We start from the raw sequence: 14,069 nt of genomic DNA, 5'->3' as shown, positions 1-14,069 counted from the left end.
CGGTTTAGGTTCCACGTGAAACATAAAACTTATGCTTCAAGAATACGACATAATTGTAGTGGGTGCAGGGCATGCAGGGTGTGAAGCTGCGGCCGCAGCAGCCAACATGGGCTCCAGTGTTCTGCTGGTGACAATGAACATGAATACAATTGCTCATATGTCTTGCAATCCTGCTATGGGAGGCATTGCGAAAGGGCAGATCATTAGAGAAATAGATGCACTCGGCGGGTACTCAGGGGTTGTTACAGATAAATCCATGATTCAATTCAGAATGCTGAATAGATCAAAGGGGCCTGCGATGTGGAGCCCTAGAGCTCAATCCGACAGAATGCGGTTTGCAGAAGAGTGGCGCCTATCCTTGGAAGGCATTCAAAACCTTGACTTCTGGCAAGAAATGGTCAATGGCTTGCTTGTCAAAGATGGACGTGTCGTAGGAGTAAAAACAGGAATAGGTCTAGAGATTATGGCGAAGGCTGTTATCCTCACTAATGGAACATTCCTTAACGGCCTCATTCATATTGGTGAAAAACAGTTTGGGGGAGGGCGCTCCGGAGAAAGAGCTGCTACCGGTATAACAGAGCAGCTCGTAGATCTAGGCTTTGAATCAGGGCGAATGAAAACCGGAACCCCACCAAGAGTAGATGGGCGATCATTAGACTACTCAAAAATGGAGGAGCAAGAAGGTGATGAGATTCCAGGAAAGTTTTCCTACCTCGACTCATCAAGACCGCTCGCTCAACAAAGAAGCTGTCATATCACTTATACGAATCCGGAAGTTCATGAAGTCCTGCAAACAGGATTTGAGCAATCACCCATGTTCACAGGACGTATTCAAGGTCTCGGTCCAAGGTACTGTCCTTCCATTGAAGATAAAATAAATAGGTTCGCTGAAAGAGACAGACATCAAATATTCGTAGAGCCCGAAGGTTGGAATACAGTAGAAATTTATGTCAATGGTTTCTCAACCTCTCTTCCAGAGAACATTCAGTACAAAGCACTAACCAAAGTACCTGGATTCGAAAAGGTAAAAATGTTTCGGCCGGGCTATGCAATTGAGTACGACTTCTTTCCTCCCACTCAGCTTTCTAACACGCTTGAGACCCACTTAATAGAAAACCTGTATTTCGCAGGCCAGATCAACGGTACCACAGGGTATGAAGAAGCTGCTTGTCAAGGAATGATGGCAGGAATCAATGCACATCAAAAAATTCATAATAATGAAGCTTTTATTCTCAAAAGAAATGAAGCATACATTGGTGTCCTTATCGACGATCTGATAAACAAAGGGACAGATGAGCCTTACAGAATGTTTACATCCAGAGCCGAGTTTAGACTATTGCTCCGTCAAGACAACGCTGATCTAAGGTTGACAGAACTGAGTCACACGATAGGCCTCGCCTCAGATGATAGGTTAGAGCAAATGAATAAGAAGAAGAGTCAAGCAGAAGAACTATCTGAGCTACTCAACAAAACTCAGTTCAAACCAAATGACATAGAAAATGAATTGGCATCTCTGTCTTCTGCTCCTATCAAAGACAAGTCCTCTCTGGCGACAATACTAAAGAGACCAGAAATATCCATTTATGATTTCAAGATATTCTCAGGAGAAATTGAAAAAGCACTAAATCAGTATTCACCAGAAGTCATCGAGCAAACAGAAATTCAAATAAAATACAGGACGTATATCGAAAGAGAGCAGCAGAATTCAGAAAAAATGAGCAACCTTGAAAACCTCAAAATCAAGAAATCATTTGACTACTCCCAACTCTCATCCCTTTCTGCAGAAGCTAAAGAGAAGCTTCACAAAATCAAACCAGAAACCTTGGGACAAGCATCCAGAATAAGTGGTGTGTCTCCTTCTGATGTCTCAGTATTAATGGTATATCTCAGTAGATAATGTACGAGAAAGTAGAAGAATGTCCTATCTGCAAAAAAAAGCAGTTTGATAACTACATGATCTGTGACGATCACTCAGTCACTGGGGAGAGCTTTGCAATCGTGAAATGTACCTCATGCGGATTTGTTTTCACAAACCCCAGACCCGCTGCTGCTAGTCTTGGGAAATACTACGAAAGCAACGAATACATCTCACACACAGATAAGGCAAACTCACCAATACACTTAATCTATAAACTAGTAAGGAACTACACGCTCAATCAGAAAGTATCAATTCTTGATCGAATACTTAACCGCAAAGGCTCCGTTCTTGACTATGGCTGTGGAACCGGTCATTTTGTCCAAACCGCACGCAAAAAAGGTTGGCAAGCTTTTGGCTATGAACCCGACGATCAAGCACGAAAATTAGCAGATATTAAAAACCCATCCTGCATCCTCGACTCAATTGCTAAATGTCCTGATGAAATTGACATTATAACTGCATGGCATGTCATTGAACACGTAGCGGATATAAACACCACAATCAAACAACTAATCAAGAAGCTGAAAACTGGAGGACACATCATTATGGCACTTCCCAACCATCGCTCAATGGATGCTCAGCACTACCAAGAATACTGGGCGGCTTATGACGTGCCCAGACACCTCTCTCACTTTGATCAGGATTCAATGAGGCAATTGGCAAAAAAATTCAAACTCACGCTAAAAGAAACGCTACCCATGAAGTTTGATTCCTTCTACGTTTCCATGCTAAGCGAAAAGTACAAAGGTGGAAGCATTCTTAATGCATTGACTACAGGACTAAAGTCAAATAACAAAGCCAAGTCCACAGGAGAATATTCAAGTCTCATCTACATATTCCAAAAATGAAGCAACTTATTTACACGATTCTATTTGTGTTAGCAATTGACGTTACTTTTCAAAACTGCGCCAACCCTGGAGCTCCCACAGGTGGTCCCAAAGACACCATCCCACCCGTACTCATCTCATCCATTCCATTAAATGGTACAACTAACTTTACGAGCAACACAATTGAATTAGAATTTTCGGAATACATAACTGCTGAGAAACTCAAACAGCAATTGATTATTACTCCAAGTACGTCCATAAACTATAAGTCCATAACCAAAAGAAACAAACTAATCATCAAGCTAGACGGCAGTCTACAAGATTCCACAACTTACAACTTCAACTTTGCAGATGGAGTATCAGATATCACAGAAAAAAATCCAGCAATCAATCTTTCGATAGCATTTAGCACAGGATCATCCATAGACAGTATGTCTGTTAAAGGTAACATAGAAGAGCTCCTAACACATGAGCCTGGTAAAGGATACGTTGTTGGCTTATATCCCAAGACCGACTCCTTGAACTACTTTGCAGACAAGCCTATGTACTTTACCACAGCAAACGACTCAGGGAAGTTTCAAATGAATTACATCAAAAGAGGTATATACAAAATACTTGCTTTCAATGATGACAATGGCAATTATCTGCTTGATCCAGCCGAAGAATCTCATGGTTTTCTGCAAGAAGATATACACTTGGATTCAGCAACAGAAATAAGCACCATAAGGTGTCTCCTTCAAAATGTAAAACCGCTTGCATTAATAAACGCACGACCCGTAGGAAGATACGCTGAAATCAAGTTTAACAAAGCGGTAAACAATTACAGCATAGATCCTTTCGTTCACAGCAACATCGTCGGAGAAAACAATGACATCATTAGATTGTACAAGCCAGAAAATATACAATACGGAGACACTACCATTTCATACATTCAAGCACAAGACAGTTTAGGAAACCAAATTTCAGATACAATCAAATACGTGTATGTAGACTCCAACAGAAAACCATCCACTTTCTCACAAAACATAAAAAATCAAAACTTACAAACTGGAAATCAACAGACCCTTCAACTATCTTTCACCAAACCCATAGCCTATTTTGACACTACAAAAATTTCGATTCAATCTGACTCAAGCATTTACTTTGTTCCAGAGTTCAACCATTCATGGAATCAAACTAGAACAGGAATCGATATTCATTTACAACTCACCGACTTAATCATCGACTCACTTTTATCGACACTAATCATTGAAGATTCTACGATTATAGATTCGACAGCTAAACCATCCAATCAGCCCAATGTGCCCTCGCTTGCTATCTTCACTGAAGATGGAGCTTTCCTTTCTATTGAAAATGACACATCCTCTGCAAAATCTATCCCCATAAAGAAACCAGGCCCCAAACCTACAGGTGTGCTAAAGATTTCATTAGATACCCAAGAAACGCACTTTACGTTTGAGCTCTTGAATAAAAACGATCAAGTCGTTTACCAAAAATCAAATGCGAAAGTTTTTTCCTTTCCTAACGTAAAAGCCGGGGAATACAAAATACGGGTATTGATTGATAGTAATCAGGATGGTTTCTGGTCACACGGCAACCTGCTTAAAAATGAAGAACCAGAAGAGGTTTTCATCCCAGATGAGAAAACTTCCGTTAGGGAAAACTGGGTAGTCGAATTAAACTTATCCTTTTAAAATACTGTGAATAACTACTCTAAAAACGTTGATAACCTTAACTACACCTTCCAATACTTATAACTTATTTTTTTCTTCGATCGCTTTGTCTGATAAAGCCCTACTTATCTACAACTTACCATAACATAAAGAAGAAAAAGATTATAACATCAACATGCTCATTCTTATCAACACTTAATACCAACTTGCTCTTTTTCAGCCATTTAATTGTTGATACCCTGTTAAATTAAAAATGGTATCTTCCTTCTTATAAACAATCCTATTTTCCTACTAAAACCTAAAGATCTTATCCACGTATCCACAGACTTAATAATAGGAAAGGATTTTAATTTAAACTTTATATTATTTATTTAGGTATGTAGATATGTGCATTACTCGGATTATGATAAAAAAGCTGCTACTATACATGCTCATTCCAGTTCATTTGATTTTGGCTCAAAGTCATGATCAAATTCAACTCGCCAATGAATATTTTCTGCAAGGTGATCTAGAGAAAGCGAAGCAGATATATGAAGAACTTGCAGAAAATCCGTACAACATCCAATTAATAGCCGCTAACTATGTTTCGTTACTTAAGTCCACGGCGGAATATGATCAAGCAGAAAGTTTTTTACTGAAGTCGATTAAAACCTTTGCATCAAATATTCAATTTAGATCAAGTCTTGCCGGCCTTTATAGTGAATCAGGAGATCAGGAGAAACTGGATAGTTACATTAAACAACTCCGGAAAGAATCAAAAGCAAATCCTTTCCAGTTAAGCATACTTGCACAATATCTTGCAAATGAGCAATTGTATAATGAGGCTATTCTCTTTTTTCAAGATTCAAGAGAAATCAGAAATAATCCTTCCGTACACGCGCTTGAACTTGCCTCCATATATCGCATGGTCAATGACAAGCCTGCCATGATTGAAGAATACTTGAATTATGCTTCCGACAGTCCAAATAGACTCAGTTACATCAAAAATCTGTTGCAAAGTTTTATTCAGGAAGAAGAAGAACTCGAAGAGCTTGAAAATACGCTTATTAGAAAAATGCAGGAAAACCCGGAAGACACGAAGTTTGCCGAACTTCTTTTATGGGTAGAGCTTCAGCGTAAAAATTTTTACGGTGCATTTATTCAAGCACGTGCCATCGATAAAAGAAATAACAGGCCAGGAGATCGATGCATGGATATTGGAAGAATTGCATTAGATAATGGAGCTTATGATGATGCTGAAGAGATTTTCGAATATGTCGCAAAGCAATATTCTCAAACCCGAAATTATCAGTTTGCAAGAAGATTTTGGATGCAGGCCAAAGAGCAAAAAATAAAAAACAGCTTTCCGATTGACCCGCTTGAAATAAGGGAACTGGCAAAACAATATCAGTCACTTTATGAAGAACTTAAGCCGGCTCAAACAGCTTTCGAAGCATTGCGAAGCAAAGCGCTCCTCCATGCATTCTATTTGGACGAAATAGACTTTGCAGCCCAACTTTTGAATCAGCTGGTCAGCAATCAACGAGCCGGAATTCAACTCATATCTCAGAGTAAACTTGATCTGGGTGACATCTATTTACTTAGAGGTGAACCTTGGGAAGCCACACTTTTATACTCGCAAGTAGAAAAAGCATACAAAAGCCATGAACTTGGTTATAATGCAAAACTCAGGAATGCCCGGTTACATTATTTTTCTGGCAACTTCGCTTTGGCAAAAGGCCATCTTGATATTTTGAAAAACAATACAACGCGAGAAATTTCCAATGATGCGATTGCTCTTGGGATGCTCATTACGGACAATACAGCACTAGATACCACAGATGCGGTGATGCAAGAATTTGCCAATATTGAACTCCTAATTTTTCAAAATAAAAAAGCGGAAGCCAACGAGCGACTTACCGAAATGCTGAATAAGTATAATCATCATTCGATCACTGATGAAGTCTACTGGCTGAAGTCTAAACTCGAACTGGAATCAGGCAACATACAAGCAGCTATAGAATACCTCGATCAGATTTTGACTTCTTATTCGTATGATATTTTGGCAGATGATGCAGCGTTTAAAAAGGCTGAGATTTTTGAAAGACAAGCGAAAGATTTAGACCAAGCAAAAGCGCTGTATCAACAATTTCTGGTTGATTATCCAGGAAGCATGTTTGTTGCTGAAGCTAGAAAAAGATTTCGCCAGTTACGAGGGGATTTCGTCAATTAAGGGCAAAACAGCTGTTTGCTTGATCTTTTTTAATACCATCATACTTTGAACCAGGCGGATATTATTCAACTTCGCTAGTTTCTTATTCACAAAGCTGGCATAGTCATCCATGTCCTTCACCAATACTTTTACCAAGAAATCAAAAGAACCAGCCAAGTGGTAGCATTCCATTACTTCGGAAAATTTGATAATCTCGGTTTCAAACTCGGAAAGAAACTCAGCCTTGTGAGATTCCAGTGTGACCGAAGAAAATACGACGAAACCAAACCCTGCCTTTTTGTGATCGACAGAAGCATGATATCCCGTAATTAATCCATCTCGTTCCAGTCTTCTTAGTCGCTCATAAATTGGGGTTATACTTAATCCCAATTTTCCAGATAGCTCTTTCATTGTAAGCTTTCCATCTTGCTGAAGAAGTAAAATCAATTTTCGGTCCGTTGCATCCATTTTTATTCTATTGAAGTCTTTTTTTTGGTCTAAAAAAAGAAAAATAAGTAATCAATTTGAAAATTAATAGATTTATTTTCTGCTTCTATTTCAAAACATAGATTAAATATCCATTTTCGATGAAAACACCGACTATGGAAAACCTAAGCCCAGAAAGTTTAATGATGTCTTATGGCTTCAAGCCATCTTTATCAGAAGGAGCAATAAAACCGCCCATCTTTCAGACATCCACTTTTGTCTTTGAAAATGCCCAAGAAGGAAAAGCCTATTTTGAACAGGCTTATGGTCTTAGAGAAAAAGAAGACGGGGAAGAATTAGGTCTTATTTATAGCCGTCTGAATAATCCTGATCTCGAAATTTTGGAAAACCGCCTAACACTTTGGGACAAAGCTGAGGATGCTGCAGTTTTCGAAAGTGGAATGGGAGCAATTACCACCGCACTCTTACAGTTTTTATCACCAGGAGATTTGTTGGTGCATAGCAACCCTATATATGGAGGTACCGATCACTTTGTGAAGCAAGTGCTACCAAAATATGGAATTAACGTTCTAGGTTTTGACCCTGATCAATCTCAAGAGGAGATCGAGAAAATGATTCAAGATAGTGGCCATTCCGCCAGCGTGAAAATGATTTATGTTGAAACACCAGCAAACCCCACGAACCATTTGGTCGACTTGGATATGTGCAGGTCAATTGCGGATAAATTTTCTAAGGAAGAAAAAGTACTGGTAGCCGTTGACAATACTTACATGGGACCTATCTGGCAGCACCCACTTAAACATGGAGCAGATTTAGTGCTATACTCTGCCACAAAATATATTGGAGGGCACAGCGATGTAATAGCTGGAGCATGTCTCGGAAGCAAAGAATTGATTGCAGAAGTGAAGGGAATGCGAACATTTCTCGGAAATATGGCAGGGCCATGGACAGGTTGGTTGCTGTTGAGAAGTTTGGAAACATTGAAAATACGCATGGAACAGCAAGCAAGAAATGCAGCTGATGTATATACAGCAATTAAGGATCACCCAAAAGTAAAGACGATACACTATTTGGGAGCCATTAAATCTGGAACTCGACAGCACGAAATTTTCAAAAAGCAGTACTCTTCAGCAGGGGCAATGCTTTCCATCATTTTGGAAGGAGGAGAAAGTGAGTCTTTTCAATTTTTGAACAACTTGAAGTTGATCAAACTGGCGGTGAGTCTTGGCAGCACTGAGTCGCTGGCTCAGCATCCCGCCTCCATGACGCATGCAGGAGTAGACCCAGAAGAAAAAATGAAATATGGAATCACAGATAATCTTGTGAGGTTGTCAGTAGGTGTGGAAAATTCAAAAGATCTGATTTGGGACATTGAGCAAGCATTGGAGCAGATCTAAAATGTAAGTTCAAATACATTTTAGTACATAAATGACTTAAATCTTCCAATTAAATCTTTAACTGGAAATACTTTTTATAACTTATAGGACTATAGCCACCTAAATATGCTTGGGAGGCGAGCTGTTTTTCTTCTCAGCATAAAAAATTGAGCCTATGAAAAAGTTGCCATTGTTCATTCTTACTGTAGTGCTTTTTTCGTGCAAATCATACGATTACGTGGTAGACTCTGACTATAGCTATAGTGGGAAATTCAATAGATATAGAACATTCAGTTTTGTAGATAATCAGAGCTTTGCCGGAGAAATTGCGGATGGAGAAATAATTGAAAGAAGCCTTACATCTACTCTTCAGGCCTGGGGTTATAAGTACAAGGAAAAAAGACCAGATTTTTATATTATTTACTCCGTATACTTTGAGGATATGAACTTAACCGGATTTGCCCAGCCTGAATTTCGATTGTGGTTAAGTCAAAACTTCAGACGACAGCCTGTTTTGATTAAAGAAGATTCACTGGGTCAAGAAGATGAAAGGAAACTGATAAAGGGTCAGGTAGAGGAAAATTATGATGAAAAAAATCTAAGACTAGCCGAAGGAACTGTTTTAGTCTCTTTTATTGATCGCAGAAAAAACGAATCCATTTGGCAAGGTTATGCCTCCGGTGTGTTTGGAGAAGACGAAGAGCAGAACGATCGAGTCATCAGATCAGCAGTTATACAAATTCTAGATGAGTATAAAATACTAGCCTTTGAAAAAGCTAGCTGATATCACAACGGCTTTTTAAACTAAAATCAACCGAGGCGGAGTTGGCTCCATCAAAGACGGATCTGGAGAGAAGTGTTTATTCATAAATCCATTCATCTCGTCTATCGTCTGATTCGAAAGAAGAGGAAGCAACTCTTCCATCACTTCACCAGAGATCATGTACGGTGGATTTTCCATGTTTAATTTGCCACCTTTGCAATGAGCGTATATTTGATACTCTCGGCAATTACTGATCTCGATCCTCTTTATCATGCAGCTTTTTAGATTTTCTTCCGGTGATTGTTCCTGCATTTCCAGCCGTGTCATCACATCCATATTATCCCGAAAATATCTCATCATGCTTTCCATGGATTCCTTCGAGATTTGCTTTCGCATTTGCTCAGCACAATCCATGCATATTGCATAGTCAAATACAGTATCTTTTGCCGGGTAACCTTCGTAATTTTTTACCGCTTTCTCGATGATGTATTCTGTACCTTCATCAAGCAAATACTTATCACATTCGATGCATCGTTCGAATAGCGTATTGGTTTCGAAGGAATAAAAGTCTTCAGGAATATCGTGATGGTTCATACTTCAAATCTAGGATTAAAAGCATACGAAGGAAAAAATAGTATGCATGCATAACATTTACTATATTTGAAGACGCAGTATTTCAAAGCCTATGAAAAGAGAAGAAACGGTCGACTATAACATAAAAGGCTTGTGGCACAGTATTTCTCGAATGTACAACCAGTACGGAGCGAAGTATGACATCACAGCCTCTACGGGGTTTGTCCTCTTAAATATAGATGTTGAACATGGAACTCCAGCAACTAAAATCGCACCTCTTTTGGGAATGGAATCTCGCAGTTTAACGAGAATGTTAAAAGCAATGGAGGAGAAAAACTGGGTATATCGTGAGAAAGACCCAACAGATGGACGTTCCGTTCGCATATTTCTGAGCGATATTGGAAAGGAAAAAAGAGAACTTTCCAGACGAGCAGTAAGAGAATTCAATTCAAAAGTTAAAACGCTTATTCCGCAAGAAAAGCTTGACGACTTCTTTTCTGTCTTAAAACAGATAAACGAAATCGTAGACGATCCGGCATTGTTTGATAAAATAGCAGAGCAAATTTCAGAAGAATTTGCCAGCAACGGATTAGTACACAGTCAATAATTTTAAATAATCAATCAGTTTAGAAACATGAAACGAACCATTAAGAAAGCAGCGGTTTTGGGATCTGGAATTATGGGATCGAGAATAGCATGCCACTTCGCCAACATTGGAGTAGAAGTGCTATTGCTTGATATTGTGCCAAGAGATTTAGATGAAAAGCAAAAAACTAATCCAGCAGCCCGCAATAAACTGGTGAATGATGCATTGCAAACAGCAATAAAGACCAACCCTTCACCGCTTTATGATAAATCCAAAGCCAGACTAATTGAGACCGGAAACTTTGATGATGATTTAACCAAAATTAAAGATGTTGATTGGATCATTGAAGTAGTTGTAGAAAATCTGGAGATCAAAAAATCACTTTTTGAAAAAGTGGAAAAAGAGCGTAAAGAGGGAACCTTGATTACCTCTAATACATCGGGAATTCCAATCCATTTAATGCTGGATGGAAGAAGCGAAGACTTTCAGAAAAACTTCTGTGGCACCCACTTTTTCAACCCGCCAAGATATTTGAGACTACTTGAAATAATTCCTACTCCAAAAACGGATCCGGAAATAGTAGACTTTTTGATGAATTACGGAGATCTATACCTTGGAAAAGAAACGGTACTGTGTAAGGATACGCCAGCATTTATCGCCAACAGAATAGGAGTCTACTCTATGATGTCTGGTATGCATGCAATATCCGAAACAAATTTTTCGGTAGGTGAAATTGATAAGCTAACGGGACCAGTTATTGGTCGGGCAAAATCTGCAACATTCCGAACCTCTGATTTGGTAGGATTAGATACTACCGTCAATGTTGCCAACAACTTGCACGCTGCTTTGGCAAGTGACGAATCTAAAGATCGTTTTCAATTACCCAGCATAGTAAAAGAACTACATGATAGAAAGTGGCTTGGAGACAAGACGAAGCAGGGGTTTTATAAAAAAGTAGTTGAAGGTGGAAAGAAGCAGATATTGGAGCTAAATCTTAAGACCTACGAGTACGAGGAAAAAAAGAAATCAAAGCTGGATGTTCTGGATAAAACCAAGAACGAGGAAGACTTGAAAAAGCGATTGCAAATTGCTATTTCATTGAAAGGCGAAGAAGGTGATTTCTATCGAAAGACATTCTTTGATCTTTTCAAATACTGTACATACCGAATCCCGGAAATAGCGGACGAGCTTTTTAGAATTGACCAGGCAGTTTCGGCGGGTTTTGCATGGGAGCTTGGACCTTTCGAAACATGGGAAGCAATGGGCTTGAAAGACATTCTTTCGCAAATGAAAGAAGCAGGTTTCGAGCCAGCACCTTGGGTACAAGAAATGATTGATGGAGGGTTTGAGAGTTTCTATTCTTATGAAAAAGGAAAGAAAATGTATTACGACATCTCATCAAAGACCTATAAAGTTATTCCTGGAACCGAAGGCCTCATATTCTTGGATGCTTTCAAGGAAAACAATATTGTTTGGGAGAAGCCAGGAGCTACTATCTATGATATTGGAGATGGAGTCTTGAATCTTGAATTTCATACGAAGATGAATTCAGTGGATGCCGATGTGATCGAAGGAATAAATACGGCCATCACGATTGCTGAAAAAGATTACAGAGGAGTTGTTATTGGAAACGAAGGCCAGAACTTCTCTGCGGGAGCCAACTTGGCAATGCTGTTTATGTATGCGGTCGATCAAGAATTTGATGAAATAGACCTGATGATTCGTACATTTCAAAATACCATGACCAAAGCGAGGTTCTCTAGTGTGCCAGTGGTGGCAGCAACTTCAGGACTTGTTTTAGGAGGAGGCTGCGAATTGTCGCTCCATTGCGATGCTATTCAAGCACACGCCGAATCCTATGTTGGACTGGTAGAGGTAGGAGTTGGTCTAATCCCCGGTGGAGGAGGCACAAAAGAGCTGACCATGCGAGCAGCGGATGATTTTACACCAGGAGACCCTGAGTTTAATACGCTCCAGGAATACTTCATGAATATTGCTACCGCGAAAGTCGCCACTTCAGCTTCTGAGGCAAGAAAGATGCACATTTTGCGAGGAGGAGATGAAATCACCTTGAACAGAACAAGGCTCTTGGCTGATGCAAAAGAAAAAGCAATCGCTCTTTCTGATGCAGGCTATACACAGCCAGTAGAGCGGAAGAATATCAAAGTGCAAGGAAAGGCGGCGCTTGCGATGTTTCATGCGGGAATTAGTGGTATGCGCTATGGAAGTTATATCTCAGAGCATGACCAAAAAATTGCGCAGAAGCTAGCTTGGATAATGTCCGGAGGTGATCTTTCTGCTCCAGCTATGGTTTCAGAGCAATACCTGTTGGACCTTGAACGTGAAGCGTTCTTGAGTCTATGTGGAGAACCGAAGACTTTGGAAAGAATTCAAAGTATACTTTTCAAGGGTAAACCATTAAGGAACTAAGATTTGTTAAAAGACTAAAACATTAAAAACTATGAATGCATATATAGTAGCAGGATACAGATCAGCGGTGGGGAGAGCCAAAAAAGGAGGCTTCCGCTTTTATCGTCCCGATGACTTGGCAGCCGATGTAATTAAGCACCTGGTTGGATCCATTAAAGATTTTGATGCCACTCGAGTAGATGACTTGATTGTGGGAAATGCGATTCCGGAAGCAGAGCAAGGATTGCAAATGGGTAGATACATCTCCTTGTTGTCCTTACCAATTTCAGTTCCAGGGATGATCATTAACAGATACTGTGGGTCTGGTTTGGAAGCCATACATCTTGCATGTGCGCGAGTTCACTCAGGAACCGCAGACTGTATCATAGCCGGAGGAACAGAATCCATGTCTTTGGTTCCAATGATGGGATATAAGGCTGCTCTTAACTGGAAAATTGCAGAAAAGCATCCAGAGTATTACCTAAACATGGGTCTTACAGCGGAGGAAGTTGCCAAGGATTTCAACATATCAGCAGAAGATGCGAATAAGTTCGCGATGGAATCACACCAAAAAGCGGCGAAAGCCATCAAAGAGGGGAAGTTTAAAGATGAAATTGTACCTGTAACGGTGGAAGAAACATATGTAGGAGAAGATGGAAAGAGGCATAAGAAAGAGTTTGTTGTAGATACAGACGAGTGTGTGAGATCAGAGACAAATATGGACACGCTGGCAAAACTACGCCCTGCATTCAAGCAAGGAGGACAAGTGACAGCAGGAAACTCTTCTCCTACTTCAGATGGAGCGGCATTTGTTATGGTGATGAGCGAGAAAATGGTCAAAGAATATAACCTGGAGCCTATTGCACAAATGATTAGCTATACAGCGGCGGGTGTTGATCCTCGTATCATGGGAATAGGACCCGTGGAAGCAGTGCCAAAAGCATTGAAGCAGGCGGGTCTAAAACAAAGCGATCTCGATTTAATTGAACTGAACGAAGCATTTGCTGCTCAGTCGCTAGGAGTCATTAGAGGATTGGATTTGGATACGAGCAAATTGAATGTAAACGGAGGAGCAATTGCATTGGGTCACCCGCTAGGATGCACCGGAGCAAAGCTATCCATATCACTTTTCAACGAAATGAGAAGGAGAAATGGAAAATATGGCATGGTAACCGCCTGCGTAGGTGGAGGCCAGGGTGTTGCCGGGATTTATGAGTTCCTGAATTAGAAATTATTGGTTAGTAATGGAAAGGCCGTTGGCATTAGCCGATGGCCTTTTTTTGTTTTATGAAGCATCATAAAAGTC

Annotated in this window: 11 protein-coding genes; 9 read left to right on the top strand and 2 right to left on the bottom strand. The window is 39.9% G+C overall.

Going from position 1 to position 14,069, the window contains the following annotated elements:
• The first annotated feature begins 31 nt into the window (after positions 1 to 31).
• The 4 genes from mnmG to ABJF57_RS04530 all read left to right on the top strand — a co-directional run bounded on the left by mnmG (position 32) and on the right by ABJF57_RS04530 (position 6,630).
• Positions 32 to 1,897, top strand: a complete 1,866-nt coding sequence (gene mnmG, locus ABJF57_RS04545) for a tRNA uridine-5-carboxymethylaminomethyl(34) synthesis enzyme MnmG (RefSeq protein WP_462230774.1) — start codon at positions 32 to 34, stop codon at positions 1,895 to 1,897.
• A complete protein-coding gene (locus ABJF57_RS04540; protein ID WP_462230776.1) occupies positions 1,897 to 2,766 on the top strand; it encodes a class I SAM-dependent methyltransferase in 870 nt (289 codons plus the stop codon). The genes mnmG and ABJF57_RS04540 overlap by 1 nt, the downstream gene beginning before the upstream one ends.
• Positions 2,763 to 4,439 carry an Ig-like domain-containing domain gene (locus tag ABJF57_RS04535; protein ID WP_462230778.1) on the top strand — a complete coding sequence of 559 codons (1,677 nt, stop codon included), beginning with the start codon at positions 2,763 to 2,765 and terminating at the stop codon, positions 4,437 to 4,439. Before ABJF57_RS04540 ends, ABJF57_RS04535 begins: the two co-directional genes overlap by 4 nt.
• A 382-nt stretch (positions 4,440 to 4,821) precedes the next feature.
• Positions 4,822 to 6,630, top strand: coding sequence for a tetratricopeptide repeat protein (locus tag ABJF57_RS04530; RefSeq protein WP_462236020.1), 1,809 nt, complete (start codon positions 4,822 to 4,824; stop codon positions 6,628 to 6,630).
• Here ABJF57_RS04530 and ABJF57_RS04525 read toward each other — a convergent pair.
• A complete protein-coding gene (locus tag ABJF57_RS04525; protein WP_462230782.1) occupies positions 6,607 to 7,077 on the bottom strand; it encodes an Lrp/AsnC family transcriptional regulator in 471 nt (156 codons plus the stop codon). The two genes, ABJF57_RS04530 and ABJF57_RS04525, sit on opposite strands and share 24 nt — an antisense overlap.
• Positions 7,078 to 7,211: 134 nt before the next feature.
• Here ABJF57_RS04525 and ABJF57_RS04520 point away from each other — a divergent pair, with 134 nt between their 5' ends.
• Together ABJF57_RS04520 and ABJF57_RS04515 are read left to right on the top strand one after the other, a co-directional pair.
• The gene (locus ABJF57_RS04520) at positions 7,212 to 8,453 is read left to right on the top strand and encodes a cystathionine gamma-synthase family protein (protein WP_462245101.1); all 1,242 of its coding nucleotides are present in this window, start codon (positions 7,212 to 7,214) and stop codon (positions 8,451 to 8,453) included.
• A 154-nt stretch (positions 8,454 to 8,607) separates the two neighbouring features.
• On the top strand, positions 8,608 to 9,216 hold the full coding sequence (locus tag ABJF57_RS04515) for a DUF4136 domain-containing protein (RefSeq protein WP_462230786.1): 609 nt from the start codon (positions 8,608 to 8,610) through the stop codon (positions 9,214 to 9,216).
• Positions 9,217 to 9,231: 15 nt separating this feature from the next.
• On the opposite strand, the gene ABJF57_RS04510 is transcribed toward ABJF57_RS04515, so the two are convergent.
• Positions 9,232 to 9,789: a hypothetical protein gene (locus tag ABJF57_RS04510; RefSeq protein WP_462230788.1), complete on the bottom strand. Its 558-nt coding sequence runs from the start codon at positions 9,787 to 9,789 to the stop codon at positions 9,232 to 9,234.
• Positions 9,790 to 9,880: 91 nt separating this feature from the next.
• Here ABJF57_RS04510 and ABJF57_RS04505 point away from each other — a divergent pair, with 91 nt between their 5' ends.
• Genes ABJF57_RS04505 through ABJF57_RS04495 form a run of 3 tightly spaced genes read left to right on the top strand, consistent with a single transcriptional unit; the run spans position 9,881 to position 13,991 of the window.
• Positions 9,881 to 10,375: a MarR family winged helix-turn-helix transcriptional regulator gene (locus tag ABJF57_RS04505; RefSeq protein WP_462230790.1), complete on the top strand. Its 495-nt coding sequence runs from the start codon at positions 9,881 to 9,883 to the stop codon at positions 10,373 to 10,375.
• A 27-nt stretch (positions 10,376 to 10,402) separates the two neighbouring features.
• Positions 10,403 to 12,784, top strand: a complete 2,382-nt coding sequence (locus ABJF57_RS04500) for a 3-hydroxyacyl-CoA dehydrogenase/enoyl-CoA hydratase family protein (protein WP_462230792.1) — start codon at positions 10,403 to 10,405, stop codon at positions 12,782 to 12,784.
• 31 nt (positions 12,785 to 12,815) lie between these two features.
• Positions 12,816 to 13,991: an acetyl-CoA C-acyltransferase gene (locus ABJF57_RS04495; protein ID WP_462230794.1), complete on the top strand. Its 1,176-nt coding sequence runs from the start codon at positions 12,816 to 12,818 to the stop codon at positions 13,989 to 13,991.
• The last annotated feature ends 78 nt before the right edge of the window (positions 13,992 to 14,069 follow it).

Origin of the sequence: Ekhidna sp., from assembly GCF_039940915.1 — a bacterium.
Taxonomy (GTDB): domain Bacteria; phylum Bacteroidota; class Bacteroidia; order Cytophagales; family Cyclobacteriaceae; genus Ekhidna.
Note: the sequence above shows the minus strand (reverse complement) of the source record. Positions and strands in the feature narration are given on the sequence as shown.